Annotated in this window: 27 protein-coding genes; 17 read left to right on the top strand and 10 right to left on the bottom strand. The window is 66.9% G+C overall.

The genetic code is table 11. The features are described from left to right. Positions 1 to 110: 110 nt before the first annotated feature. From carA to OMP43_RS13870, 5 genes are all read left to right on the top strand, one after another. Positions 111 to 1,274, top strand: coding sequence for a glutamine-hydrolyzing carbamoyl-phosphate synthase small subunit (gene carA / locus OMP43_RS13890; protein ID WP_280280129.1), 1,164 nt, complete (start codon positions 111 to 113; stop codon positions 1,272 to 1,274). Further along, positions 1,271 to 1,519: a hypothetical protein gene (locus OMP43_RS13885; RefSeq protein WP_280280128.1), complete on the top strand. Its 249-nt coding sequence runs from the start codon at positions 1,271 to 1,273 to the stop codon at positions 1,517 to 1,519. The genes carA and OMP43_RS13885 overlap by 4 nt, the downstream gene beginning before the upstream one ends. 1 nt (position 1,520) lies before the next feature. Then, on the top strand, positions 1,521 to 4,850 hold the full coding sequence (carB, locus tag OMP43_RS13880; protein ID WP_280280127.1) for a carbamoyl-phosphate synthase large subunit: 3,330 nt from the start codon (positions 1,521 to 1,523) through the stop codon (positions 4,848 to 4,850). 207 nt (positions 4,851 to 5,057) lie between these two features. Continuing rightward, positions 5,058 to 5,534 carry a transcription elongation factor GreA gene (gene greA, locus OMP43_RS13875; RefSeq protein ID WP_187476922.1) on the top strand — a complete coding sequence of 159 codons (477 nt, stop codon included), beginning with the start codon at positions 5,058 to 5,060 and terminating at the stop codon, positions 5,532 to 5,534. Between the two features lie 2 nt (positions 5,535 to 5,536). Further along, positions 5,537 to 6,193, top strand: coding sequence for a rhomboid family intramembrane serine protease (locus OMP43_RS13870; RefSeq protein WP_280280126.1), 657 nt, complete (start codon positions 5,537 to 5,539; stop codon positions 6,191 to 6,193). 106 nt (positions 6,194 to 6,299) lie between these two features. Here the strand turns inward: OMP43_RS13870 and OMP43_RS13865 are convergent, their stop codons facing one another. The 5 genes from OMP43_RS13865 to OMP43_RS13845 are packed head-to-tail and all read right to left on the bottom strand — an operon-like array spanning position 6,300 to position 8,024. Next, on the bottom strand, positions 6,300 to 6,518 hold the full coding sequence (locus OMP43_RS13865) for a DUF4170 domain-containing protein (protein WP_137861039.1): 219 nt from the start codon (positions 6,516 to 6,518) through the stop codon (positions 6,300 to 6,302). A gap of 59 nt (positions 6,519 to 6,577) precedes the next feature. Next, entirely contained in the window at positions 6,578 to 6,889 is a 312-nt protein-coding gene (locus tag OMP43_RS13860; protein WP_280280125.1) for a hypothetical protein, read from the bottom strand. Next, positions 6,889 to 7,221 (bottom strand): DUF3618 domain-containing protein, encoded by a 333-nt coding sequence (locus OMP43_RS13855; RefSeq protein WP_280280124.1) that lies wholly within the window; start codon positions 7,219 to 7,221, stop codon positions 6,889 to 6,891. Before OMP43_RS13855 ends, OMP43_RS13860 begins: the two co-directional genes overlap by 1 nt. Further along, complete coding sequence (locus OMP43_RS13850) at positions 7,218 to 7,559, bottom strand: phage holin family protein (protein ID WP_280280123.1); 342 nt, start codon at positions 7,557 to 7,559, stop codon at positions 7,218 to 7,220. Before OMP43_RS13850 ends, OMP43_RS13855 begins: the two co-directional genes overlap by 4 nt. 15 nt (positions 7,560 to 7,574) lie before the next feature. Beyond that, entirely contained in the window at positions 7,575 to 8,024 is a 450-nt protein-coding gene (locus tag OMP43_RS13845) for a hypothetical protein (protein ID WP_280280122.1), read from the bottom strand. A 114-nt stretch (positions 8,025 to 8,138) separates the two neighbouring features. Between OMP43_RS13845 and eno the strand changes: the two genes are divergently transcribed. From eno to OMP43_RS13810, 7 genes are all read left to right on the top strand, one after another. After that, positions 8,139 to 9,416, top strand: coding sequence for a phosphopyruvate hydratase (eno, locus tag OMP43_RS13840; RefSeq protein ID WP_280280121.1), 1,278 nt, complete (start codon positions 8,139 to 8,141; stop codon positions 9,414 to 9,416). Positions 9,417 to 9,574: 158 nt separating this feature from the next. Beyond that, complete coding sequence (locus OMP43_RS13835; RefSeq protein ID WP_280280120.1) at positions 9,575 to 9,838, top strand: hypothetical protein; 264 nt, start codon at positions 9,575 to 9,577, stop codon at positions 9,836 to 9,838. 173 nt (positions 9,839 to 10,011) lie between these two features. Then, positions 10,012 to 10,455, top strand: coding sequence for a hypothetical protein (locus tag OMP43_RS13830; RefSeq protein WP_280280119.1), 444 nt, complete (start codon positions 10,012 to 10,014; stop codon positions 10,453 to 10,455). Beyond that, entirely contained in the window at positions 10,452 to 11,192 is a 741-nt protein-coding gene (locus OMP43_RS13825; protein WP_280280118.1) for a TorF family putative porin, read from the top strand. The genes OMP43_RS13830 and OMP43_RS13825 overlap by 4 nt, the downstream gene beginning before the upstream one ends. Positions 11,193 to 11,283: 91 nt before the next feature. Further along, positions 11,284 to 11,631 (top strand): septum formation initiator family protein, encoded by a 348-nt coding sequence (locus tag OMP43_RS13820; RefSeq protein ID WP_280280117.1) that lies wholly within the window; start codon positions 11,284 to 11,286, stop codon positions 11,629 to 11,631. A 170-nt stretch (positions 11,632 to 11,801) separates the two neighbouring features. Further along, positions 11,802 to 12,848, top strand: coding sequence for a pyruvate dehydrogenase (acetyl-transferring) E1 component subunit alpha (pdhA, locus tag OMP43_RS13815; protein WP_280280116.1), 1,047 nt, complete (start codon positions 11,802 to 11,804; stop codon positions 12,846 to 12,848). Position 12,849: 1 nt separating this feature from the next. Continuing rightward, positions 12,850 to 14,253, top strand: a complete 1,404-nt coding sequence (locus tag OMP43_RS13810) for a pyruvate dehydrogenase complex E1 component subunit beta (RefSeq protein WP_280280115.1) — start codon at positions 12,850 to 12,852, stop codon at positions 14,251 to 14,253. A gap of 74 nt (positions 14,254 to 14,327) precedes the next feature. Here OMP43_RS13810 and OMP43_RS13805 read toward each other — a convergent pair whose 3' ends face one another. The 3 genes from OMP43_RS13805 to OMP43_RS13795 are packed head-to-tail and all read right to left on the bottom strand — an operon-like array spanning position 14,328 to position 17,415. Next, positions 14,328 to 14,996: a pilus assembly protein gene (locus OMP43_RS13805; RefSeq protein ID WP_280280114.1), complete on the bottom strand. Its 669-nt coding sequence runs from the start codon at positions 14,994 to 14,996 to the stop codon at positions 14,328 to 14,330. Beyond that, positions 14,993 to 15,559, bottom strand: coding sequence for a TadE/TadG family type IV pilus assembly protein (locus OMP43_RS13800; RefSeq protein WP_280280113.1), 567 nt, complete (start codon positions 15,557 to 15,559; stop codon positions 14,993 to 14,995). The genes OMP43_RS13805 and OMP43_RS13800 overlap by 4 nt, the downstream gene beginning before the upstream one ends. Positions 15,560 to 15,615: 56 nt before the next feature. Beyond that, the gene (locus OMP43_RS13795) at positions 15,616 to 17,415 is read right to left on the bottom strand and encodes a TadE/TadG family type IV pilus assembly protein (RefSeq protein WP_280280112.1); all 1,800 of its coding nucleotides are present in this window, start codon (positions 17,413 to 17,415) and stop codon (positions 15,616 to 15,618) included. A 126-nt stretch (positions 17,416 to 17,541) separates the two neighbouring features. On the opposite strand from OMP43_RS13795, the gene OMP43_RS13790 reads away from it, so the two are divergent. Continuing rightward, positions 17,542 to 18,201: a squalene/phytoene synthase family protein gene (locus OMP43_RS13790; protein ID WP_280280111.1), complete on the top strand. Its 660-nt coding sequence runs from the start codon at positions 17,542 to 17,544 to the stop codon at positions 18,199 to 18,201. A gap of 52 nt (positions 18,202 to 18,253) precedes the next feature. Then, positions 18,254 to 18,754 carry an EF-hand domain-containing protein gene (locus tag OMP43_RS13785; RefSeq protein WP_280280110.1) on the top strand — a complete coding sequence of 167 codons (501 nt, stop codon included), beginning with the start codon at positions 18,254 to 18,256 and terminating at the stop codon, positions 18,752 to 18,754. Here the strand turns inward: OMP43_RS13785 and trmFO are convergent. Further along, entirely contained in the window at positions 18,727 to 20,070 is a 1,344-nt protein-coding gene (gene trmFO / locus OMP43_RS13780) for a methylenetetrahydrofolate--tRNA-(uracil(54)-C(5))-methyltransferase (FADH(2)-oxidizing) TrmFO (RefSeq protein ID WP_280280109.1), read from the bottom strand. The genes OMP43_RS13785 and trmFO overlap by 28 nt on opposite strands. A 56-nt stretch (positions 20,071 to 20,126) precedes the next feature. Between trmFO and OMP43_RS13775 the strand changes: the two genes are divergently transcribed. The 3 genes from OMP43_RS13775 to OMP43_RS13765 are packed head-to-tail and all read left to right on the top strand — an operon-like array spanning position 20,127 to position 21,603. Beyond that, on the top strand, positions 20,127 to 20,771 hold the full coding sequence (locus OMP43_RS13775; RefSeq protein WP_280280108.1) for a lysoplasmalogenase: 645 nt from the start codon (positions 20,127 to 20,129) through the stop codon (positions 20,769 to 20,771). Next, entirely contained in the window at positions 20,768 to 21,199 is a 432-nt protein-coding gene (locus OMP43_RS13770) for a DUF488 domain-containing protein (RefSeq protein WP_280280107.1), read from the top strand. The genes OMP43_RS13775 and OMP43_RS13770 overlap by 4 nt, the downstream gene beginning before the upstream one ends. Positions 21,200 to 21,213: 14 nt before the next feature. After that, the gene (locus OMP43_RS13765; protein ID WP_280280106.1) at positions 21,214 to 21,603 is read left to right on the top strand and encodes a VOC family protein; all 390 of its coding nucleotides are present in this window, start codon (positions 21,214 to 21,216) and stop codon (positions 21,601 to 21,603) included. 120 nt (positions 21,604 to 21,723) lie between these two features. Here OMP43_RS13765 and OMP43_RS13760 read toward each other — a convergent pair whose 3' ends face one another. Beyond that, a complete protein-coding gene (locus OMP43_RS13760) occupies positions 21,724 to 24,447 on the bottom strand; it encodes a PAS domain S-box protein (RefSeq protein WP_280280231.1) in 2,724 nt (907 codons plus the stop codon). Positions 24,448 to 24,508 lie beyond the last annotated feature (61 nt).

Here is a 24,508-nt window from a genome sequence, read left to right as displayed (position 1 = left end):
TCGGGAATTGCCCGCAATAGACCCGCGAACCGGTTGACGCGAGGGGGGTAGGGGTCTAGCGGGCGGCACTTAGCGACATTGCTGCACCTCAAATGGAGAGCCACCCCTAAATGGCCGACGCCACGCCTACGCCCATGCCTGCCGGAGCTACCGGTGTTCTGGTTTTGGCGTCGGGGGACGTGATCTGGGGCAGGGGCTTCGGGGCCGAGGGGCAGGCGGTCGGCGAGGTGTGCTTCCACACCGCGATGACCGGCTATCAGGAAATCATGACCGATCCGAGCTTCGCCGGTCAGATCATCAACTTCACTTTCCCGCACATCGGCAATGTCGGGGCCAACCCCGACGATATCGAGGCCGACGACCCCCATGCGCTGGGCATGATCGTGCGCGAGGATGTGACCGAGCCGAGCAACTTCCGTTCGACCGAGCATCTCGGTGCCTGGATGAAGAAGCATGCCCGTATCGGCCTGTCCGGCATCGATACCCGCGCGCTGACTCGCCGCATCCGCCTGGCCGGCGCGCCGAACGGCGTGATCGCGCATTCGGCGGAGGGCAAGTTCGACATCCCGCTGCTGCTCGAGATGGCGCGCGCCTGGCCGGGCCTGGAGGGCATGGACCTGGCGATCACCGTCACGGTCGAGACCCATTATGGCTGGGAAGGCGGCGTGTGGCGCCTGGGCTTCGGTTATGACGATGGCGGCCAGGAAGATGTGCGGCCGCATGTCGTCGCGCTCGACTATGGCTCGAAGCGCAACATCTTCCGCAACCTGGTCCAGGCCGGCGCCAAGGTGACCGTGCTGCCGGCGGCGGCGACGTTCGAGCAGATCATGTCGTTCAACCCGGACGGCTTCTTCCTGTCGAACGGCCCGGGCGATCCCGCCGCGACCGGCGAATATGCCGTGCCGGTGATCCGCCAGCTGCTCGAGACCGGCAAGCCGCTGTTCGGCATCTGCCTGGGCCACCAGCTGCTGGGCCTGGCGGTGGGTGCCGAGACCACCAAGATGTTCCAGGGGCACCGCGGCGCCAACCATCCGGTCAAGCGGCTGGAAGACGGCGCGGTGGAGATCACCAGCATGAACCACGGCTTCGCGGTGGAACGCGAGACGCTGCCGGAGAATGCCCGCGAGACGCATGTGTCGCTGTTCGACGGCTCGAACGCTGGCATCGAGCTGACGGATCGGCCGGCGTTCAGCGTGCAGTATCACCCCGAGGCCAGCCCGGGGCCGCAGGACAGCCTGTATCTGTTCGAGCGGTTCGTGGGGATGATGCGGTGACCGCACGAGCGGTCATGCTACTCGGCTCCCTACCGTTATTGGCGTGTGCCGAGGTTCCAGAAGGCTGGGCAACCAAGGCGCAGATTGTCGAGGCGGCCGAGCGATGCGGCATGACCGACTTTAAACCGATCAAGGCCGGTGCCGCGTGGGCGGCATATGTGCCGAAAAATGTTTCGAACCATGCCGCGAAAGAGGACTGCATTTACAATGACCTCCGTGGCCAAGGCTTGCTGGTGACTCGATAAGATGCCCAAACGCACCGACATCTCCTCCATCCTCGTCATTGGTGCCGGTCCGATCGTGATCGGCCAGGCTTGCGAGTTCGATTATTCGGGCACGCAGGCGATCAAGGCGCTCAAGGAAGAGGGCTATCGCATCGTCCTGGTCAATTCGAACCCGGCGACGATCATGACCGATCCCGAGCTGGCCGATGCGACCTATGTCGAGCCGATCACGCCGGCGATCGTCGCCAAGATCATCGAGAAGGAGCGCCCCGACGCGGTGCTGCCGACGATGGGCGGCCAGACCGCGCTCAACACCGCGCTAGCGCTGGCGAACGACGGTACGCTGGAGAAGTTCGGCTGCATCATGATCGGTGCCGATGCCGAGGCGATCGACAAGGCCGAGGACCGGCTGAAGTTCAAGGACGCGATGACCAGGATCGGGCTCGAAAGCGCCCGCTCGGCGATCGCGCATACCGAGGCCGAGGCGCTGGCCGGGCTCGAACATGTCGGCCTGCCGGCGATCATCCGCCCCAGCTTCACCATGGGCGGCTCGGGCGGCGGCATCGCCTACAACCGCGAGGAATTCATCGCCATCGTGCGGACGGGCCTCGACCTGTCGCCGACGACCGAGGTTCTGATCGAGGAGTCTCTCCTCGGTTGGAAGGAATATGAGATGGAGGTTGTCCGCGATCGCAAGGACAACGCCATCATCGTCTGCAGCATCGAGAATGTCGATGCGATGGGCACGCACACCGGCGACTCGATCACTGTCGCGCCGGCGCTGACGCTGACCGACAAGGAATACCAGATCATGCGCAATGCATCGATCGCGGTGCTCCGTGAAATCGGCGTGGAAACCGGTGGTTCGAACGTGCAGTTCGCAGTGAATCCGAGGGATGGCCGCCTGATCGTCATCGAGATGAACCCGCGCGTGTCGCGCTCGTCGGCGCTGGCCTCGAAGGCGACCGGCTTCCCGATCGCCAAGGTCGCGGCCAAGCTGGCGGTGGGCTACACGCTCGACGAGATCGACAACGACATCACCGGCGCCACCCCGGCGTCGTTCGAGCCGACGATCGATTACGTCGTCACCAAGATCCCGCGCTTCGCCTTCGAGAAGTTCAAGGGCGCGGAGGCCACGCTCGGCACCGCGATGAAGTCGGTCGGCGAAGTGATGGCGATCGGGCGCAACATTCACGAATCGATGCAGAAGGCGCTGCGCGGCCTCGAGACGGGCCTGAGCGGCTTCAACAATGTCGAGAAGCTCGCCGGCGCGCCTCGCGTCGAGATCGAGGCGGCGCTGGCCGTGCGCTCGCCGGACCGGCTGCTGATCGCGGCGCAGGCGCTGCGCGAGGGCTTCACCGTTGCCGAAGTCTGCGCGATCGCCCAGTACGACCCCTGGTTCATGGAGCGGCTGGCCGAGATCATCGCGGCCGAGGCGGAAGTGATGGCCAAGGGCCTGCCGCAGGATGCGCCGGGCATGCGCCGCCTCAAGGCGATGGGCTTCAGCGACAAGCGCCTGGCCTTCCTCGCGCTCAAGTCGGCGAACCTGCGCGAAGGCACCGATGCCATGGCGAAGTCGTCGGGCCTGATCGGCGAAGTCGTCAAGGCGATGACCGGCGGCGTGACCGAGAATGACGTGCGGGCGCACCGCCACAAGCTGGGCGTGCGCCCGGTGTTCAAGCGGATCGACACCTGCGCGGCCGAGTTCGAGGCGAAGACGCCGTACATGTACTCGTCCTATGAGGCGCCGAGCTTCGGCGAGCCCGAGAACGAAGCAGCGCCGAGCGACCGCAAGAAGGTGGTGATCCTGGGCGGCGGCCCGAACCGCATCGGCCAGGGCATCGAGTTCGACTATTGCTGCTGCCATGCCTGCTTCGCGCTGGCGGACGCGGGCTATGAGACGATCATGGTCAACTGCAACCCGGAGACGGTGAGCACCGACTATGACACGTCGGACCGCCTCTATTTCGAACCGCTGACCGCCGAGGACGTGCTGGAGATCCTGCACGTCGAACAGTCGAAGGGCGAGCTGATGGGCGTGATCGTCCAGTTCGGCGGCCAGACTCCGCTCAACCTGGCCAAGGCATTGGAAGAGGCTGGGATTCCGATCCTCGGCACCAGCCCGGACGCGATCGACCTGGCGGAGGACCGCGAACGTTTCGCCGATCTGGTCGAGAAGCTCGGCCTCAGGCAGCCGGCCAATGGCCTGGCCCGCACCCGCGACGAGGCGGTGAAGATCGCCGAGCGGATCGGCTATCCGGTGCTGATGCGCCCGTCCTATGTGCTGGGCGGCCGCGCGATGGAGATCGTCGACTCCACCCAGCAGCTCGACGATTACATCCAGACCGCGGTGCAGGTCTCGGGCGACTCGCCGGTGCTGATCGACCAGTATCTGCGCGATGCCGTCGAGGTGGACGTGGACGCGATCGCCGACGGCACCGATGTGGTGGTCGCGGGCGTGCTCCAGCACATCGAGGAGGCCGGCGTCCATTCGGGCGACAGCGCCTGCTCGATCCCGCCCTACAGCCTGCCGGCCGGGATCATCGCCGAGATCGAGCGCCAGACCGAGGCGCTGGCCCGCGCGCTCAAGGTCAAGGGCCTGATGAACATCCAGTTCGCGGTGAAGGACGGCGAAGTCTATCTGATCGAGGTGAATCCGCGCGCGAGCCGCACCGTGCCCTTCGTCGCCAAGGCGATCGGCGCGCCCGTCGCCAAGATCGCGAGCCGGGTGATGGCGGGCGAGATGCTGGCCGACCTGCCGCGGATCGATCGCGACATCGACTATATCGCGGTCAAGGAAGCCGTGTTCCCGTTCAACAAATTCCCCGGCGTCGATCCGGTGCTCTCGCCCGAGATGAAGTCGACCGGCGAAGTGATGGGCATCGACCTGGACTTCGCGACCAGCTTCGCCAAGGCGCAGCTGGGGGCGGGGACGGTGCTGCCGAGTTCGGGCCGGCTGTTCGTCAGCGTCAAGGATACCGACAAGCCGGTGATCCTGCCCGGCGTGCGCCTGCTCGCCGAGATGGGCTTCGCCATCGTCGCGACCGGCGGCACCGCCGATTTCCTCGCGAACGAGGGGATCAAGGTGGAGCGTGTCAACAAGGTGGCGCAGGGCCGCCCGCACATCGTCGACCGCATCCTGGACGGTGACATCGCGCTGATCTTCAACACGACCGAGGGCTGGCAGTCGCTGAAGGATTCGTCGGATATCCGCCGCTCGGCGCTCAATCTCAAGATCCCGTACTTCACCACGGCGCAGGCGAGCGTCGCGGCGGCGCGGGCGATCGAGGCGCTGTCGAAGCACAGCCTGGACGTGCGGCCGCTCCAGGATTTCTACGCGTCGCGCGGCTGACCCGACCCGGCGGCTTCCCGGTATTCCGCCGGGAAGCCGCGCGGATTATTCCAGCTTCGGCCCGAAGATAACTTTCCTAGCCTTGCAGTGCGGCATTGGCAGGCTTATTATTCGCGTTCGCACAATTGATCTTCCCCCATCAGTATCCATGTGCGGGCGTTCCCCCGGGGGCGCTTGTGGGACGGGGCGTTTTGAAGGACTTGGTGGATGGCGACGGTCGACAAGATGCCGATGCTTCAGGAAGGCTATGACAAGCTTACCGCGGAGTTGAAGCGCCTGAAAATCGAACGCCCGCTGATCGTGGATGCGATCGAGGAAGCGCGCGCGCATGGCGATCTTTCGGAAAATGCCGAATATCATGCCGCCAAGGAGCAGCAGGGCCAGAACGAAGCCACGATCGCGGACATCGAGGGTAAGCTCAGCCGTGCCCAGATCATCGATCCGCGGGAGCTTTCGGGCGACAAGATCGTGTTCGGCGCGACGGTGACGCTGCTCGACGAGGACGACAAGCCGATCAAGTATCAGATCGTCGGCGAGACCGAGGCCGATGTCAGCAAGGGCCGCATCTCGTACAACTCGCCGATCGGCCGCGCGCTGATCGGGCGCAAGGTGGACGAGGAGGTCGAGGTCTCGGTTCCCGCTGGCGATCGCTATTATCTGGTGTCGCAGATCGAATTCATCTGAGCGTGCGCTTCCGCGATTCTCCCGCGACGATCACGATCGCGGCGCTGACCGCGCTGGTCAGCGCCCTGATCCTGATCACGCGCTATTTTCCCGAAGCGGCAATGCTGGGTGGATTTATCCCGGCGCGCCTGCAGGCCGAGCTGCTTGCGCCGGGAACATGGGCGGTGCCAGCCTTGCTGACGCCATTCTCGACCCTGTTCATCCATGGCAGCGCGCTGCAGATCTTCTTCAACGTGCTGATGCTGGTCCTGACCGGGCAGAAGACCGAGCAGGTGATCGGCTGGCCGCAATTCCTGCTGCTCTACATATTGGGTGCGGTGGTTTCCGCCGCGACCTATTTCCTGGTCACGCCCGATGCGCTCTGGCCGCTGATCGGCATGAACGGAGCCTTGTCCGCGGTGATCGGAGCCTATGCGCTGCTCTACGGCACGCCGCGCAATCCGCCGATCGGGCCCTTTTCGGCGCGTACCGTATATGTGATGTGGCTCGCTGCGGCCTGGGCGGCGATCAGCATCGTGACGGCATTGCTGCAGCCCGCTTCTCCGGGCAGGTCGATTTGGGAGGTGCTCGCCTGGGGCGCCGCCGCGCCGATCGGCGGTTTCCTGGCCGGCCTCGCAGCTGCCCGGCCATTGTTCATGTGGCATTGGCGCAACGCCTGAGCCGCGATGCCCTGGCTGGGCCGCAGCCCGGCGGGAAGCTTGCTTGCACCGCGAAGCGCATCGCAATCGGCTCCGCCATCGCCGGAGCCGATCGCGCTCGCGGCGCTCAGCCCTTGAGATCGGGCTCGAGCAGGCGATGCAGGTGCACCACCACATAGCGCATCTCGGCATCGTCCACTGTGCGCTGGGCGGCGCTGCGCCAGGCATTCTCCGCGCTGGCGTAATCGGGATAGATGCCGACGACGTCCAGCTTGGACGGATCGACGAAATCGAGCGTCTGCGGGTCGGTCACGCGACCGCCGAAGACGAGATGCAGCTTGCTCATTGGGCCTCCGAAAGCATTTTCTGGTTTATAGAGGCCTCTAGGAAGGGGGCGCGCCGGCCTCAAGCCTTTTGCGCCGCTCCCTTTGCCGCATCGACGAGATTGCCGAACAGCGAGGTGACGCGTTCCTTGGCGTCCTCGCGGCTCGGCAGCAGCGCGTCGAACTCCGCCTTGCCGGCTTCCTTCACTGCCTGGACGGTGCCGGTGACCTTGCCGGCGAGCTGGCGCCCGGTGCCCTGGAGCAGCTCGCGCTCCTTCTTGCCGCGCGGAACCAGCATGCCGATCAGCACGCCCAGCGCGACGCCGCCGGCGACCAGCACATAGGGGTTCTCGGCCAGGCTCTCGCCCTGTTCGTTCGCGGGATTGGTGCTCATCACGAGGATCCTTTCTTGCCTTTACGCTTCAAACCCGTGGCCGGGTCGCGAGTTTCATGCCGTTTGGCGAGGATGTCGCCGATCCAGCCCCGTGCCATGACGAGGCCGATGGTAGCGGCGATGCCGGCGGCGGCGAGGGGGCGGCTGCGCACCGCCTCCGCTCCCTTGCGCGCGACGGTGGCGACGCCCTGCGCGGCGGTCTCCACCGCGTCCTGCGCCAGATTGGCGGGGCTCAGCCGCTCCTGCACCTGGCCGAGCGTGCCGAACAGCCGTGCCCTGGCCGCCGCGATGCGCGCCCTTGCGGCATCCACGTCATGCGGATTCTCGCTCACGGCTTTTCCTTGAAGATGCGCTTCACATGCGTCCAGGCGAGCCAGCCCATCAGTCCGGCGATCGCCAGGAACGCCAGGACGACGATCAGCGTCGCCAGGCCGGGGCCGACCAGCGGGGCGAGGGTGAGGACCAGCCCGACCACCAGCGCCACCGCCGCGGCCTGGGCAAGGACGAGCGCCACCGCGCCCATCCACAGCATCTCCCGCGCGTCGCGCAGCTTCGCGCGCAGCAGCGTGCGATAATAGCCGATCTCGGCATCGGCATAGGCCCTGCCGTCATCGACCAACTGCTGCAGCAGCTCGCCGATGCTCTTCTCGTCAGGCTGCGGTGCGTCCACCCCCCGTTTCGCCGCTTACGACTTGTCGCTGTCGGCCGCGTCCGCCGCCGCATCCACGCCGGACTTGATCAGGCGCGCGAGCACGAAGCCCAGGCCGGCTGCCACGCCCACCGCCACAGCCGGGCTCTTGCGGACAAAGGCAGTGACGTCGGCGACCAGATCGTCCACGTCCTTGCCGCGCAGGCTCTCCGCGAAGTTTGAGATGCCGTCCGCGGCGGAGCGGGCATATCTGCCGTAATTCTCGCCGAGCCGCGCATCGACGTCGTTGGCCGCCGACTTCATCATGCTCGCGACCTCGTCGAGCGCCCCGGTCGCCTTTTCCTTGCCTTCGCCGGCCAGGGCGCGGGCGCGCTCGGCGGCCTGGTTGCCCAGCTTGCTCGCCTCTTCGCGCAGCTTGTTGGTAGCGGCGCCACCCTCGGCCGCGGCCGGAGCATTCAGCGTATCACCCGTCGTTTCGTCAGCCATGCCAAAAAACCTCCATGCCCATTGCGAAACAACCACGGCCACGTTTGCGAGTTCCATCCGTTGCCGTTAGAGGCCGCGTCGCGCCCTCACTGCCATACCTAGGGAGACCGTTCCGTGACCGCAATCATCGACATCCACGCCCGCCAGATTCTCGACAGCCGGGGCAACCCCACCGTGGAGGTCGATGTGATGCTCGAGGACGGCAGCTTCGGCCGCGCCGCCGTGCCCTCGGGCGCCTCGACCGGCGCGCATGAAGCGGTGGAGAAGCGCGACGGCGACAAGTCGCGCTGGCTCGGCAAGGGCGTCGATGCGGCGATCGAGGCCGTCAACGGCGAGATTTTCGAGGAAGTCGTCGGCATGGAGGCCGAGGACCAGGCCGATCTCGACGCCGCGATGATCGAGCTCGACGGCACCGAGAACAAGGGCCGGCTGGGCGCCAATGCCATCCTGGGCGTGAGCCTGGCCGCCGCCAAGGCCGCTGCCGATGCGCGCGGGCTGCCGCTCTATCGCTATGTCGGCGGCGTCAACGCGCATGTGCTGCCGGTGCCGATGATGAACATCATCAATGGCGGCGAGCATGCCGACAATCCGATCGATTTCCAGGAATTCATGATCGTGCCCGTCGGCGCCGAGAACATCGTCGAGGCGGTGCGCTGCGGCTCGGAGATCTTCCACACGCTGAAGAAGAAGCTGCACGAGAAGGGCCTGGCCACGGGCGTGGGCGACGAAGGTGGCTTCGCGCCGAACATCGCCAGCACCACCGAGGCGCTGGACTTCATCATGTCCTCGATCGAGGCGGCTGGCTATACGCCGGGCGACGACGTGATGCTCGCGCTCGATTGCGCCGCCACCGAATTCTTCAAGGACGGCGCCTATCACATCTCCGGCGAGGGCAAGATCCTCTCGCCGGTCGGCATGGCGGAGTATCTGGCGGATCTGGTCGGCCGCTATCCGATCTTCTCGATCGAGGACGGCATGGCCGAGGACGATTGGGAGGGCTGGAAGGCGATCACCGACATGGTGGGCGGCAAGGTCCAGCTGGTCGGCGATGACCTGTTCGTGACCAATCCGAAGCGCCTGCTGCGCGGTATCGAGGGCGGCTATGCCAATTCGCTGCTGGTGAAGGTCAACCAGATCGGCACGCTGACCGAGACGCTGGAAGCCGTCAGCTTGGCCCAGCGCTCGTCCTATACCGCGGTGATGTCGCACCGCTCGGGCGAGACCGAGGACGCGACGATCGCCGACCTGGCGGTCGCCACCAACTGCGGCCAGATCAAGACCGGCTCGCTGGCCCGCTCGGACCGGCTCGCCAAGTACAACCAGCTGATCCGCATCGAGGAAGAGCTCGGCGACGCCGCGGTCTATGCCGGGCGCTCGGTGCTGAAGAAGTAAGGCCGTTCTTCCTTCCCCGCGGGGGAGGGGAAGGGGTTTCCCGGCCGCCGGCTCCGCCCTTGCGGGGACGGCGGCAGCAGGAGCCGATGCGGAAGGCGGCGTCGACTTCCCCGGACATTCCGGTTGCCAGCCGCCGATGCCGCTGGCACCAGATTGCAATGCGTCGCTTCTTTCTCGTTCTCGCATGCCTGTTCTGGACGCTGCTGCTCGCGATGGCCGCCTTCGCCTGGTGGCGGAACGGCGCGTTTCATCCCGATCTCTATTATCTCCTCGGCATTCCCGCCGGGATGGTGGCGGTCACTTTGCTCGTCGCCCGGTTTGCGACAAGATCGCGCGCGGGCGTCGCGCTTCTGGTCGCGACCACCGGCCTGGCGATTTTCGCCACGTCCTTGTGGGGCGGCGTCTGGGGTGCCGATGTCTAGGCTGCGATAGGTCCGCTACCCGCCAATCCGCCGCCGCGGGTTCGCCAAATCCATGCGATCATCGTGAGGAAGTGTTTCTGCCGGACTCCGGCGGTTGCGCGGCGGGGTGCGCTTCTTCATCCGCCGAGGGGACGCCGGCCGGCAGGAGCCGGTGCGCCGCAAGGAGATGATCGATGAGCATTGTTCTCGCGCTCGGGCTGGCGCTTGCAGCCCCGGAACCGGTCCATTCGACTCTGGAGCACCGCACGAGTTTCGACCATGCCGGCGAGCGTGTCGACGCGCATTACCGCGCGCGCGTCGTCCTGGCGCGGCGCCAGATCGGCTCCGTCGCCAAGCCGGGCATGCCGTCCACCTTGCGCTGTGCCTGGCGCGCGCATCTGCGCATCGAGCGCGAGGCACGATCCGGCCAGCAGCTGCGCTTGAACCGCAGCATCGAGCGAAGGGCGATGCTGGAAGGAAGCCGCCCCGGCTGGTGCGGTGCCGGCGAGAATGCGGTAACGAAGGAAATCGCCCGGCGTGCCGGGGAACTCCGGGCGCACCTGCTGGCGGTGGCGAGCGAAGACCGGGCGGTGTTGAAGGCAGAGATCGAACCGAAGGGAGTGCGCCGCGGGATATGAGAGTGACGCGTGCAATTCTGTTGCCGGCGGCGACGCTGGCCATGTCCTTGGGCGCGGCGGCGCGGGCGCAGGACCTCTCCGGCGGAGTCGAGCTGGCAACCGACGAGAGCCGCCGGGGCCTGAGCTGGAGCGACGGCCGCGCGGTGGCTTCCGCCGATGCGCTGGTCGCGATCGGCGCGGCTGAGGCATCGGTCCGGATCGTGAGCCTGCGCGGCGCGTCTAGGCATGCGGGCGCCGATGCGGTGGCGGATCTGGAACTGGGGGCCGCGACGGACGCAGGGCCCTTCCGGTTGCGCGGACATGTCGCCGCGCATCTGTTCACGGGCGCGCGGGAGCGCATGGACTATGTCGAGCTGGGCGCCCGGGCCAGCTACACGCTGGGGCCGCTCCAGCTCGGCGCCGGCGCCGTCTATGCGCCGAGCCAGCGCGCGATCGGCGGCGACAATCTCTATCTGTTCACCTCCGCCAATGCCGGCATTCCGGCAACGCCGATATCGGTTTCGGCCACGCTCGGGCGCAGCACGGGAAGCACGGACGATCCGCTGCGCGCCGCCAGGCTCAGGCCGCTGGGTGATTATACCGACTGGCGGCTGGGGATGGAGTATAACCAGTTCCCCTTCACGATCGGACTGGACTATGTCGGCACCAACCTTGCCCATGGCCCCGGCACCTCGCCATTCGCGGACCTCGGCAACAGCGGCGATCGCGTGGTCGCGCGCGTTCGCCTGGCGTTCTGAGGCCCTTGCCCGGCGCAGCTCCGTTGGAAAGGGGTTCCTCCGCACCAATACGGGCCTTGCGCGCGGCGCATGGTTAAGCGAGAAACACGGCATGCGCTCGCGTACCGCTTCTCCGTTCCAGACCCTGCTTCGCCGGGCCGGGTTGCCCGCGCTCACGCTGATCGCCATCGGCTTCTTCGGCTATAATGCGGTGCTCGGGCCGACCGGCATCATGCAGACCAAGCAGACCAGGGCGGAATATGAGCAGAAAAAGGCGGAATATGCCGCGCTCGACAAGCAGCGCGCGGCGCTGAAGAATCGAGTCGACCTGCTCGACAAGCGGCGCGGTGTCGACCCCGACCTAGCCGACGAGCTGGCGCGCAAGCAGCTCAATGTCGTTCGCCCCGACGAGGTCGTGATCCCGCTCCAGAAGCATGCGCCGGCACCCGCCGGGCGTTGATCTCTCGACGCTGCGTTGCAGCGTACGCAATCTGCACCCATGATTGCGCAGACTGCAATTGCCGTGGCGTCAACTGAACGGCACGCGCATTCCCGCGTTAGTTGCGCGGCGGGCGAAAACGCGCTTATAGGCACCCGCCTTCCCCCTCCCCGGACGAGGATTTCCTGATCGTGGCCAAAGCACCGGCTCGCAAATCGACTGAACCCGCAAAGACCAATCGCGAGCGGCCCGACGAGCCGCAGCGCTACCCGGCTTCCAAGGAGCAGCTGCTCGAGTTCTACAAGCAGATGCTCCTGATCCGCCGTTTCGAGGAGAAGGCGGGCCAGCTCTACGGCCTCGGCTTCATCGGCGGTTTCTGCCATCTCTATATCGGCCAGGAAGCCGTTGCGGTCGGCCTGCAGTCGGCGCTCGACGGCGAGAAGGATTCGGTGATCACGGGTTATCGCGATCACGGCCACATGCTCGCCTATGGCATCGATCCCAAGGTGATCATGGCCGAGCTGACGGGCCGCGCCGCCGGCATCTCCAAGGGCAAGGGCGGCTCGATGCACATGTTCTCGACCGAGAAGAAATTCTACGGCGGGCACGGCATCGTCGGCGCGCAGGTCGCGCTCGGCACCGGCCTGGCGTTCGCGCACAAGTATAACGAGGATGGCGGCGTCGCCATGGCCTATTTCGGCGACGGCGCGGCCAACCAGGGCCAGGTCTATGAATCGTTCAACATGGCCGAGCTGTGGAAGCTGCCGATCATCTATGTGATCGAGAACAACCAATATGCCATGGGCACCTCGGTCAACCGCTCCTCGGCGGAAGACCAGCTCTACAAGCGCGGCGAGAGCTTCCGCATCCCCGGCATCCAGGTGGACGGCATGGACGTGCTCGCCTGCCGCGGCGCCGCCGAGGAGGCGCTGGCCTGGGTCCGTTCGGGCAAAGGCCCGATCATCCTCGAGATGAAGACCTACCGGTATCGCGGCCACTCGATGTCCGATCCGGCCAAGTATCGCAGCCGTGAGGAGGTCCAGTCGGTTCGCGACAAGTCGGATCCGATCGAGCAGGTCAAGCGCGAGCTCGAGGACATGAAGGTCACCGAGGCCGAGCTGAAGACGATCGAGACGGAGATCCGCAAGATCGTGAACGAAGCGGCGGACTTCTCCGAGCAGACCCCCGAACCCGATCCTTCCGAACTGTATACCGACGTGCTGGTGGAGTCCTACTGAGATGGCGATCGAACTGAAGATGCCGGCGCTGTCGCCCACCATGGAAGAGGGCACGCTCGCCAAGTGGCTCGTCAAGGAAGGCGACACGGTGAAGTCGGGCGATATCCTCGCCGAGATCGAGACCGACAAGGCGACGATGGAGTTCGAGGCCGTCGACGAAGGCACGATCGCCAAGATCCTCGTCGCCGAGGGTACCGACAATGTGAAGGTCGGCACCGTGATCGCGACGATCGCGGGCGAGGGTGAGGACGCGTCCGCGCCGGCTCCCGCCGCCGCTCCGGCTCCGACTCCGGCGCCCACGCCGGCGGAGCCCGCCGCGGGCGAGGATGGCGGCCCGAAAAAGGCCGATAGCGGCACCAAGCAGCTTGCCAGCGAGAAGGCTGCCACCGTCAAGGATCCGGCGATCCCCGAAGGCACCGAGATGGTCAAGACGACCGTCCGCGAGGCGCTGCGCGACGCGATGGCCGAGGAGATGCGCAAGGATCCGCGCGTCTTCGTGATGGGCGAGGAAGTCGCCGAATATCAGGGTGCCTACAAGGTCACCCAGGGCCTGCTCGAGGAATTCGGCGCCAAGCGGGTGATCGACACGCCGATCACCGAGTACGGCTTTGCCGGCCTCGGCTCGGGCGCGGCGATGGGCGGCCTCAAGCCGATCGTCGAGTTCATGACCTTCAACTTCGCGATGCAGGCGATCGACCACATCGTGAACTCGGCGGCGAAGACCAACTACATGTCCGGCGGCCAGATGCGCTGCCCGATCGTGTTCCGCGGGCCCAACGGCGCCGCTTCGCGCGTCGCCGCGCAGCACTCGCAGAACTACGGCCCGTGGTATGCCAGCGTGCCGGGCCTGATCGTGATCGCCCCCTATGACGCGCAGGACGCCAAGGGCCTGCTCAAGGCCGCGATCCGCAGCGAAGACCCGGTCGTCTTCCTCGAGAACGAGTTGATGTACGGCCGCACCTTCGAAGTGCCGAAGCTCGATGATTACGTGCTACCGATCGGCAAGGCGCGCATCGTCCGCGCCGGCAAGGACGTGACGATCGTCAGCTACTCGATCGGCGTCGGCGTCGCGCTGGAAGCCGCCGAGAAGCTGGCGGCCGAGGGTGTCGACGCGGAAGTCATCGACCTGCGCACGCTGCGCCCGCTGGACACGGCGACCGTGCTCGAGAGCCTGAAGAAGACCAACCGCATGGTGGTGGTCGAGGAAGGCTGGCCGGTCTGCTCGATCTCGTCGGAGATCGTGGCGGTGGCGATGGAGCAGGGTTTCGACGATCTCGACGCGCCGGTGCTGCGCGTGACCAACGAGGACGTGCCGCTGCCCTATGCCGCCAACCTCGAGAAGCTGGCGCTGATCACCGCCGACAAGGTGGTCGCGGCGGTCAAGAAGGTCACCTACAAGGGTTGAGACGGGGGCCGAGCCCCGCGGAACCGCATCGGATATGGGAGAGGCCGGGGGAAACCCCGGCCTTTTTCATGCGGTCAGCACGATGCCTTGGCGACGTTCTCGGCATTGTAGATCTGGCTGAGGTCGCGCCGGTCGCGCACCATCATCGACGCGATCTCGGTGATGGTCCCGCCCGGCGTGAGCGAGCTCCTGATCAGCGGCTTGTAGTTGTAATAGACCTCGACATACATGGTCGCGCCGCCATCGGGCGCGATCACCTGCCGGTTCTGGGGCCCCATGCCGTCCATGTTGGACGTCGTGGTGCTCGCATCCCGGAGATTGCCATATTGCGGCGAGAAGCCGGTGACGGCGCCCTTGCAGCGCTGCCAGACGATCTTGTATTTCCCGCTGGTATTGGGATTGGCCATCGGCTCGAGGTCCGAGATGATCACCCGGCCGTTGGTGAACAGATCGAGCTCCCCGGATTGCAGCTGCGCGCCGGTCAGCAGGTCGTTGATGTCGATCTCGCTGATCGTCTTGGCCTGGAGCTGGCTGCCGCTGCCGATCCGCGAGGCGTTGTCGGCCAGGTGCAGCGCGATCTGGCTGATGCGCATCTTGGTGATGATGTAGTTGGTCATCTCCGCACCGGCCAGGCTCAGCGTCAGCACCACCGGCAGGATGAAGGCGAACTCGAGCAATGCCAGTCCGCTGGTGTCGCGGCCCAGGCGGCGCAGGAGCGCGGGGCGGGGAAGGGCGCGGATCATGGGCAGTACCGGACCACGGGGGCGCTGTAGCTGCCCTGGTCGCCATAGGGCTGGTTCTTGAGCACCGTCGATGCCGTCACTGTCGTGGTCCTCGATCCGCCAATGAAATTGTAGATCGGGAAGAAGCGGGGATAGGAAACCTTCACCGTGTAGAGCACGGCATCCTTGGCGCCGCCCTGGCCGCTATTGCCGCCGTCCTTGTCCCAGGTGCCGTTCTGGTTGGCGTCCTCATAGGGTTCGCCATTGTTGCAGGTGCCGTTGCGATCGGTGTCCGTCCAGGCTTCCGCCCGCGCCGCCGACGCATCGGAGAAGGTCCGGTAGAAGCGCCGGCTGATCACCACCACGGCATTGTTCGCGAGCGCCTTGGCCTGCCCGGTGACGGCCGCGTCCAGCCGCGACTGCTCCGTGGGATCCGCGGCGTCCTCGAGCGTGGAATCGCGCGCGGTCTTCTGGACGATGCCCTGCAGCACCGCCCGCATGTACAGCGTGTGCGCGATGTCGAACGCGCCGAGCAGCATCAGGCCCATCACCGGCGCGACGATGGCGAATTCCACCACAGTCACGCCGCGCTCGTCGCGCGCCAGGGGGCGTGCCCGCCGGAGAAGGGAAGGCAAGCGCGTCATTTGGTGAGCCTGAGCTGGGAGATCTGGTCGGCGATCGTCTTGAAGGTCTGCTGCAGGGCCGCCGAGTTGCGCGCGGTGAAATAGCGCCCGTCGCTCGCGCAGGTCTGCAAGCGGCCCTCCGTGGTCGCGTTGGAGCCGCTGCCGAACGAGATCACCCACAATGTGATGTTCTTGTTCTTGACCGCGGTGCACAGCGCCGTGAAGCGGGCATTGACCTGGTCGTCGAACGACTGGCGCTCATTGGCGCAACTCGACGCGCTGCCGACATCGGTGGTGGTCCGCTTGTCGAAGAAGCCGACGCCATAGGCCGTATAGTCGCAGGGCGCCGACACGGCATCGCCGTCGGTCATGAAGATCATGTGCCGCTCGATCTCGCCGCCCTGCGGGGTATAGGCGTTCTCCGTTCCGAAGATGCCCGTCGGCGACATGAAGCGCGCGCCCCACAGGATGCCGATGTCGTGATAGGTGTTGCCAGTGGGATAGAGGCTGTCGACATAATTGTCGAAAGCATCGGCGCTCGGCCATTGCTGCAGCTTCTTCGCCTCGGCGGGGCAGTAATAGGGGATCGAATTATAGTAATTGTCGGTGCTGGTCGTGGGGGTGGCGTCGAGCTGCGACCAGCTGCTGGTCATGCTCCGCGCATAGATGAGCGCGGGAAGCGCCGGCCCCCATAGCGTCGTGCTGTCGCCCTGGCTGGGCATCAGGTCGATGTTCAGGTCATTGGCGCCGCTCGGGATCGGGTAATAGTTCGACTGACGCACCGTTGGCCGCCGCTCCTCGATGCAGCCGTCCCAGGTGATTGACCGGTTCGAGCCGTCGTTGTTGAGCGGCATCGTGAAGCTGTTGTTCCACAGGGTGCCGTTCTTCAGGCCGCTTATGTTTGTGCTGATCTGATCGTATTTCCACTGCGGCACATAATTGCGCACCTGTTCGAGGCAGGCGTTGTTGCCGCTCCGCCCGGTCGCGCTCGACTGGTATTGCGTGGTCGCGTTGCTCGCCTGCGGCACGCAGGAATTGTTGGTCTTGCTGTGATAGCGATTGTCCCGCCACGCGCTCCAGTCCATCCCGACCTTGACGCGCGACTGATAATCCCAGCTGTTGGCTAAGAAGCTGGTCGGCAGCAGCTTGCCCACGTTCACATTGGTCGAATAGGGCACGAAGCCGAAGCGGAGCTGCACCTGGCTGCCGGTGCCGCCGCTGGGCGCGCCGGTGGTGCAGTTGGCATCGGTGTCGAGCCGCGCCACGATCTCGTAGAAGCACTTCACCGCGGTCTTCAGCGAGTTGATCTTGGTATCGGAATCGGTGCTGACGGCCTTGCTGCCCATCGATCCGGTGACGTCGAGCACGAACATCACATCGGTGTTGGGCAGGCGCATTTCGGCGTCGCAGGTCACCGACAGCGTTTCGCTGGTCTTGCCGAAGATGCGCATCAGCGTCATCGGCAGGTCGGCGGAGGCGGTGCCGCTCACCTTGCCGGCATTTTCGGAAAAGGCGCGCGAGCGCGCCGTCACGCCATAGGCGGACGCGTTGTAGTTCGCGTCGAAGAACCGCTCGGCCTGGGTGCGGGCGTAGTAATTGTTGAAGTTCCACACGCCGCCGCCCATCGCCTTGCGGCCGGCGAGCGCGCCCGCATCGCAAGCATGTTGCAGGCGCGTCTTGACGATGTACATGCGGCTGATGTCCACGCCGCCGCCCACCATGCCCGCCAGCGGGATCAGCGCCACGGTCATGATGGCGAGCGTATTGGCGCGTACGTCGCGCGCAAGCCTGCCCAGAAAGGCGCGCGCGGTCGCCAAATTCAGCCGTCCTTCGTGCATGGAAGGGCCCCCCGTCCCCGATCAACGAGGCACCTTGGATCAATTGTCGCTAATTACGTATAAATCCGGATGGTTAACGCTACCCTTATGCGCCGGAGGGCCGGCATGACGGGGATCGTGGAGGATCCCGAGCGCGATCTGATCCTCACCTACGCGCCGATCGAGCGCCGGGCCGGGCTGCTCGCGCTACTGGCGCTCGACGATGCGCTGGCCCGGCTGCTGCGCACCACGCGGGAGCCCGCGCTCGGCCAGATGCGGCTCGCCTGGTGGCGCGAGGCACTGGAAAAGCTCGATCGCGCGCCGGCACCCGCCGAGCCGGTGCTGCGGGCGCTGGAGGTGGAGGTGCTGCGTCATGGCGTCACCGGCGCATCGCTGGTGCCGATCGTCCATGGCTGGGAAGTGCTGATCGAGGAATCTACTCTCGACGCCGATGCGATGCGTCGCTTCGCCGAGGGGCGAGGGCAGCTGTTCGTCGCCGCGGGCCGGCTGCTCGGCGGCGGGAACGACCCGTTGCCGGCGGCGGGGCAGGGCTGGGCGCTGGCCGATCTCGCCCATAACCTGCAGGCCGAGGAGGAAAGGGCCATGGCCCGCGACCTCGCGCGGCCGCTGCTCGATGCCGCCGCCGGGGCACGCTGGAGCCGCCCGGCGCGGGCGCTCGGCGCGCTCGCGCACCGGGCGCGGCTGGACCTCGCGGAAGCGCCGAAGCCGGCGGGTGCGCCGGGGCGGGTGGGCCGGCTGCTATGGCACCGCCTCACTGGACGCTGACCCGGCGCTCGGGCTAGCCTTGCTCCCGTCTCAGAGGGGGGAGAGAGAAGGGATGTGGCGCTATCTCGTGGGCGCGGCGGGCGCGTTGTTGCTGGTCGTAGCCGGATTGTTCCTGTTTCGCGGCTCCGCGAGCACCGAAACCAGGCTCCCGCCGGCCCCCGCCGCGACAGTTGCGTCCGAAACGGAGCAGGATCTCCCGGCCGAGCCGCCCAGCGCCGCCGCGAAGACGCGCGAGCAGAAACGGTTCGACCGGATCGACAAGGACAAGAACGACACCATCACCAAGGACGAGTATTTCGCCCTGCGCCGCAAGCTCTTCGCCAAGCTCGACACCGATCGCGACGGCAAGCTGAGCTTCGAGGAATGGTCGGTAAAGGCGGTCGAGCGTTTCCAGGGGGCCGACAAGGACAAGTCCGGCACGCTGACCCGCGCCGAGTTCGCCACCACCGCGGTGAAGCGCAATGCCAAGCCGCGCTGCGCCTGCGCCCCGGCGAAGACGCAGGCGCAGGCGCCGGGCAGCCCCCGTCAGGAAGCCGGCGACAGCGAGGACTGAGTCATCCAGCCCTGCATCGCTTCGCGGGCGCGGCCGGTGTACATCTGCTTGCGATCGGCCTTCTTGGTCTTGCCGGGGATCGGTGGGAACAGCCCGAAATTGACGTTCATCGGCTGATAGGTCTCGGCCTCCGCCTCCCCGGTGATGTGCGAGAGCAGAGCGCCCAGCGCCATTTCGCGCGGAGGCGCCGCCAGCGTCTCGCCCGCCAGCTCCGCGGCCGCGAAGCGCCCGGCGAGCAGCCCGATCGCCGAACTCTCGACATAGCCTTCGCAGCCCGTGATCTGCCCGGCGAAGCGGATATGAGGCGCGCTCTTCAGGCGCAACTCGCCGTCGAGCAGTTCGGGCGACTTGATGAAAGTGTTCCGATGCAGCCCGCCAAGGCGGGCGAACTCCGCCTTCTCCAAGCCGGGAATGGTCCTGAAAAGAGCAACCTGCTCGGCATATTTCAGCTTCGTCTGGAAGCCGACCATGTTCCATAGCGTGCCGGAGGCATTGTCCTGCCGGAGCTGGACCACCGCATAGGGCCAGCGCCCGGTCCTGGGATCGTCGAGCCCCACGCCCTTCATCGGCCCGAAGCGCAGCGTGTCGACTCCCCGCTCGGCCATCACCTCGACCGGCATGCAGCCTTCGAAATAGGGGACGTTCTCCCATTCGCGGAACTCGGCCTTCTCCCCCGCGAGCAAGGCCGCATGGAAGGCGAGGTACTGCTCCTTGGTAATCGGGCAGTTGATATAGTCCTTGCCCGTGCCGCCCGGGCCGACCTTGTTCCAGCGCGACTGGAACCAGGCGGTCTCCATGTCGATGCTCTCGCGATGCACGATCGGGGCGATCGCGTCGAAGAAGGCGAGCTGGTCCTTGCCGGTCGCCGCGCCGATGCTCTCGGCAAGACCCGGGGCGGTGAGGGGGCCGGTGGCGACGATCGTCAGCCCGGCCTCCGGCAGCCGGTCCACTCGCTCGCGGACGATCTCGATGTTCGGATGGGCCGCCAGCGCCGCGGTCACCCCCGCGGAGAAGCCGTCGCGGTCCACCGCCAGCGCCGAGCCGGCGGGGACCTTGTGCCGGTCGCCCTCGGCCATGATCAGCGAGCCCAGGTCGCGCATCTCCTGGTGGAGCAGGCCGACCGCGTTGTTCTGCGCGTCGTCCGAACGGAAGCTGTTGGAGCAGACCAGCTCCGCGAGCCCGTCGGTCTGGTGCGCGGGGGTCATGGTGCCGCTGCCGCGCATTTCGGAAAGGCGGACCTTGAAACCCCGGTTCGCGAGCTGCCAGGCGGCTTCCGAGCCGGCAAGGCCCCCGCCGATGATGTGGATGTCGTGCATCGGCTTCCGATAGAGCGATGCTTGGCAGAGCGCCAGTCACGCGGCATCAAGGGCGGATGGACCGCAATCGCATCGAACCGCTCTTCGCCGCCGCGATCATCGCCGGCGCCAGCTACTACGCCAATTACTGGCTGGAGGCCGGCGGCATCGCCGCCATCGTCTGGAAGGGACTCGGCGTCGGCCTGCTCGCCCTCTGGGCGCGCGGCAAGGCCGTGAACCAGGATGGGCGGATCATCGGCGCGGTGCTCGCGCTGGGTGCGCTCGGCGACGTGCTGCTCGAACTGCACGGCTTCACCATCGGCGGGGTGGCGTTCATGGCCGGCCATCTGCTCGCGAGCTATCTCTATCTGCGCCACCGCCGCCTTCCCGCGGCCAACTGGATCGCGCCGCCGATCGCCGCCGGCGTGGCAGTCCTCGCCTGGTATCTGTTCGCGACGCTGCCTAACCCGGAGCTGCTCGGAGTCTATGTGTTCGGCCTCGCGCTGATGACCGCCTCGGCCATGCTCAGCCGGCTCGGCGCGCTGGTCGCGGCGGGGGCGCTGCTGTTCTTCGCCTCCGACTGGCTGATCTTCCTGCGCATGGGGCCGCTCGCCGGCTCGCCGATCCCGCAGCTGCTGGTATGGCCGACCTATTTCGCCGGCCAGGCGTTGATCGCCTGGGGCGCGGTCCATGCGCTCCGGGGAGAGAAGGCGATCGCATGAGGATCTTCACCATCGGCTATGAGGCGACGACGATGGACGAGTTCCTCGCCGCGTTGCGGACGGCCGGGGTGGAGCGCGTGATCGACGTGCGGGCGGTGCCGCTCTCCCGGCGGCCGGGTTTCTCGAAGAACATCCTTGCCGCGAGCCTGAAGGCGGCGGGGATCGATTATGTGCTGCTCAGGCATCTGGGCACGCCCAAGCCCGGCCGCGACGCCGCGAAAAAGGGCGACGTGAAGACGCTGCGCCAGGTCTATGCCGGGCAGCTCCATCTGCCCGAGGCGCAGGCGGAGGCGGCGGCGATGCGCGCGTTGGCCGCGGAAAGGCCGAGCGCGTTGCTCTGCTTCGAGCGCAATCCCGAACATTGCCACCGGACGCTGCTGCTCGCGGCGGAGGGCGAGGGTGCGGAAATCGTCGATCTCTATCCCTGAGCAGGAGAAGGCAGATGCTCGATCATGTCGGATTCGCGGTTTCGGACGCCGAGGCCTCGAGGCATTTCTACGCGGCCGCCCTGGCTCCGCTGGGCATCACGCTGCTGATGACCGTGCCGGCGCACGAGAACGGCTCGGGCGGCACCGCCCATGGTTTCGGACGGGGCGACGATCCCTTCTTCTGGATCGGCGACAATGAGCGGGTGGGGGAAGGGACGCACATCGCCTTTCGCGCGGCCACCCGCGCCGAAGTGGATGGTTTTCACGCGGCGGCGCTGGCGGCGGGCGGACGCGACCATGGCGCGCCCGGGCTCCGGCCGCACTATCACGCGAACTATTATGCCGCCTTTGTGCGCGATCCCGACGGGCTCAACATCGAGGCCGTCTGCCATGCGCTCGCCTGAGAAAGGCCAGGGCGACCGGAGGTCGTTCTCCGGTCGCCCCGTAGTTTGGGGAGCCGGCGGCACAGAGGGGCAAGGCGCCGGCTGAGGTCGCTCTTGCATGTCGGGTCTTGCAACGGTGTTTCAGTATGTTTCGCCGTGGAGCGGCTCGGTTTCCTCCGTCGCCGCGGTCGGCAGCGCGAAGCTGAAGATCGCGCCGCCACCCGGGCCGTTCTCGGCCCAGAGCCGCCCGCCATGCGCTTCCACGATCGTGCGGCAGATCGGCAGGCCGAGCCCGGTGCCGCTCTCCTTCGTGGTTCGAAACGGCTCGAACAGATTGTCGAGCATCGCTTCGCTGAGGCCGCCGCCGCTGTCGGCGACCTGGACGACGACTTCCTCCGGCCCGACCCGGGTCGTCACGCTCACCTCGCGGCGGACGCGTCCCGCGGTGGCCTCCACGCCGTTGCGGATCAGGTTGCTCAGCACCTGCTCGATCTGAAGGGCATCGCCGACGAGATTGGCCGGCGCCGGATCGAAGTCGCAATCGATCCTCGCCTCGCGCGCGATCTTGAGCTGCCGTACCGCCGCGCAGGCCGAGTAGATCACCGCGTTGAGGTCGAGGCGCGTCTGGACGATCTCGCCGCTGACCGTGAAGGAGCGGATCTTGCGGATGATGTCGCCGGCCCGGAGCGCCTGCACCCGGGCATGGTCGAGCGCGTCGAGGATGTCATGGTCCGGCTCCCCGCGCGAGCGCGTGAGATAGCGGCAGGCCTCGAGATAGTTGGTGATCGCCGCGAGCGGCTGGTTGAGCTCGTGCGCCAGCGTCGATGCCATCGCGCCCATGGCGTTCAGCCGGGCAAGCCGGAGCAGCTTCTCGTGCACCTCGCGCAGCTGGGCATCGGCTTCCACGTCATGCGTGATGTCGATCACCAGGCCGAGCAGCCGCGGCTGGCCGTCATGCGGGTCGTAGCGGCCCTGCAGCGTCACCCAGCGTATCTCGCCTCCGGGCATGGTCAGCCGCAGCGTCATGTCGAGCGGGCCCCTGATCCGCCTGGCGCTGGCGATCGCCTTGCGCAGCTCGGCCACCTGTTCGGTGCCGAGCCGTTCCGCGACATCGGCCATGCGATACTCGCCCTCGCGCCATTCGAGGCCGAACAGGCGCGCGCTCTGCGGCGAATGGCGCGAGCCGCCGCGCTCCAGGTCGATTTCCCATACGCCCACGCCGGCGGCTTCCTGGGCGAGGCGGAGCAGCCTCTCGCTCTCCTCCAGCGCGCGCTGCGCGGCGATGCGCGGCGAGATGTCCTGGAGCACGACCGCGATATAGTCTTCGGTGCCGTCGCCCGAGCGGACGAGATTGGCGGTGCAATGGACGGGACGTAGCGCGCCCTCGTGCGTCACCACCATGCGGTCGTCCGAATAATAGGCGACCTCGCCCCGCGCCAGTGCCCCGATCCCCTCGATGGTCGCGGGCCATTCCTCGGCGGTGCTGGTCTTGCGGCAGCTCTCGCCAATCAGCGCCTCGCGCGGATGACCGGTGAGTTCGCAGATCCGTTCGTTGACTTCGAGGAACACGCCCTCGAGCGAGAGCCGGCCCACGCCCACGCCGGCCTGCTCGAACACGGCGCGATAGCGGCGCTCGGCCTCTTCCAGCTTGCGGCGCGCCTCCATCTCGGCGGTCACGATCTCGCTCGCGAGCACGATGCCCGCGATGCGATCGTCCTCGTCATACCAGGGGCGATGGCTCCAGCGTACATAGTCGACGCTGCCATCGGCATGCAGCAACGGGTCTCCATCGCCGGAGAGCTGCTCGCCGTCGAGCACGCGCGCGAACATGGCGCGGCGCTCGGGCGAGCAATCGGGGAAGACCTCGAAATGGCTGTGCCCCTCGAGCGCCATCCCCTCGGGCAGGTGATGATCGGCGACATAGCGTTGCGAAGCGGCGACATAGCGCATGTCCCGATCGAGGATCGCCACCGCGGTCGCGGCATCGCGCGCCATGTTGGTGAGGTTGCGCCGCGAGACCTCGATCCGCTTGGCGGCGATGCGAAGCTTGTCCTCGGCATGGCGTTCGTCGGCATGGGCGGCGAGCAGGGCGATGGTCGCGCAGGTAACCGCGACGAACATCTGGGCGAGCAGCACGCGATTGTCGGGCGCGGCGAGCGCGAACGGCCCGGTCGCGATCTCGGTGCTCCACAGCACGATCACCGCGCAAATGGCCATGGCGGTGGTCGCGCCGCGCAGGTGCCAGCCCAGCGCCGCGAGCACGAGCGGCGGGAAGATCGCCCAGGCGACGGGATCCTCGCGGGGCAGCAGGAAGACGACGGTCGTCACCACGGCGCAAAGCAGCATGGCGGCGACGAAGCCGGCCCATCGGAGCAGCGACCAGCGCTCGCGCAGCGGCCTGGCCCAGACGAGCACGAATGGCGCGGCCAGGATCATGCCCAGGCCCTGCTGCGCGAACTTCTCGACGAAGTTGGTCGGCCGGCCCGCCGCGATCGTGCCGAGCGCCACGATCCCTGCGGCCAGCAGCGATCCCGCCAGCGCCGCGGCGAACACCCAGAGGATCGAGCGCGGATCGAGCAGCTCGGTGGGCCGGACGCCGCGCCGGCGGATGATCGACGCGGTCAGCAGTGCGCCGAACGCCAGGCCCAGCGCGGCGGCGAGCTTGGCGACCAGCGGATATTGCGGCTCGAATATCTCATAGGTGGCGAGCACGGCGATCGCGAGCAGCGGCCAGAGCCGCGTGCTGCTCAGGATCAACCCGCTGACCGAAACTCCGATGGCGATGCCGATCGGGGGATTGCGGCCGGTGAAACGGTGCCACAGGGCCCAGCTAATGCAGCCGATCAACGCGCCCGCAAACAGCATTAGCGCCGGACGCACCGACGCAGCCCAGTTCTCTGGCAGACGCTCCCTCACCGTTGCCAAC

The organism is Sphingomonas sp. CBMAI 2297 (assembly GCF_029870595.1).
Taxonomy (GTDB): domain Bacteria; phylum Pseudomonadota; class Alphaproteobacteria; order Sphingomonadales; family Sphingomonadaceae; genus Sphingomonas.
This window is presented reverse-complemented; position numbering and strand designations above follow the sequence as displayed.

What these genes read in the sequence shown, in the direction of transcription:
- carA (WP_280280129.1), top strand. Translation starts at nt 111, where the DNA reads ATGGCCGACGCCACGCCTACGCCCATGCCTGCCGGAGCTACCGGTGTT.
- carB (WP_280280127.1), top strand. Translation starts at nt 1,521, where the DNA reads ATGCCCAAACGCACCGACATCTCCTCCATCCTCGTCATTGGTGCCGGT.
- greA (WP_187476922.1), top strand. Translation starts at nt 5,058, where the DNA reads ATGGCGACGGTCGACAAGATGCCGATGCTTCAGGAAGGCTATGACAAG.
- OMP43_RS13865 (WP_137861039.1), bottom strand. Translation starts at nt 6,518, where the DNA reads ATGAGCAAGCTGCATCTCGTCTTCGGCGGTCGCGTGACCGACCCGCAG.
- OMP43_RS13860 (WP_280280125.1), bottom strand. Translation starts at nt 6,889, where the DNA reads ATGAGCACCAATCCCGCGAACGAACAGGGCGAGAGCCTGGCCGAGAAC.
- OMP43_RS13845 (WP_280280122.1), bottom strand. Translation starts at nt 8,024, where the DNA reads ATGGCTGACGAAACGACGGGTGATACGCTGAATGCTCCGGCCGCGGCC.
- OMP43_RS13835 (WP_280280120.1), top strand. Translation starts at nt 9,575, where the DNA reads ATGCGTCGCTTCTTTCTCGTTCTCGCATGCCTGTTCTGGACGCTGCTG.
- OMP43_RS13830 (WP_280280119.1), top strand. Translation starts at nt 10,012, where the DNA reads ATGAGCATTGTTCTCGCGCTCGGGCTGGCGCTTGCAGCCCCGGAACCG.
- OMP43_RS13825 (WP_280280118.1), top strand. Translation starts at nt 10,452, where the DNA reads ATGAGAGTGACGCGTGCAATTCTGTTGCCGGCGGCGACGCTGGCCATG.
- OMP43_RS13820 (WP_280280117.1), top strand. Translation starts at nt 11,284, where the DNA reads ATGCGCTCGCGTACCGCTTCTCCGTTCCAGACCCTGCTTCGCCGGGCC.
- OMP43_RS13810 (WP_280280115.1), top strand. Translation starts at nt 12,850, where the DNA reads ATGGCGATCGAACTGAAGATGCCGGCGCTGTCGCCCACCATGGAAGAG.
- OMP43_RS13805 (WP_280280114.1), bottom strand. Translation starts at nt 14,996, where the DNA reads ATGATCCGCGCCCTTCCCCGCCCCGCGCTCCTGCGCCGCCTGGGCCGC.
- OMP43_RS13790 (WP_280280111.1), top strand. Translation starts at nt 17,542, where the DNA reads ATGACGGGGATCGTGGAGGATCCCGAGCGCGATCTGATCCTCACCTAC.
- OMP43_RS13785 (WP_280280110.1), top strand. Translation starts at nt 18,254, where the DNA reads ATGTGGCGCTATCTCGTGGGCGCGGCGGGCGCGTTGTTGCTGGTCGTA.
- trmFO (WP_280280109.1), bottom strand. Translation starts at nt 20,070, where the DNA reads ATGCACGACATCCACATCATCGGCGGGGGCCTTGCCGGCTCGGAAGCC.
- OMP43_RS13775 (WP_280280108.1), top strand. Translation starts at nt 20,127, where the DNA reads ATGGACCGCAATCGCATCGAACCGCTCTTCGCCGCCGCGATCATCGCC.
- OMP43_RS13770 (WP_280280107.1), top strand. Translation starts at nt 20,768, where the DNA reads ATGAGGATCTTCACCATCGGCTATGAGGCGACGACGATGGACGAGTTC.
- OMP43_RS13765 (WP_280280106.1), top strand. Translation starts at nt 21,214, where the DNA reads ATGCTCGATCATGTCGGATTCGCGGTTTCGGACGCCGAGGCCTCGAGG.
- OMP43_RS13760 (WP_280280231.1), bottom strand. Translation starts at nt 24,447, where the DNA reads ATGCTGTTTGCGGGCGCGTTGATCGGCTGCATTAGCTGGGCCCTGTGG.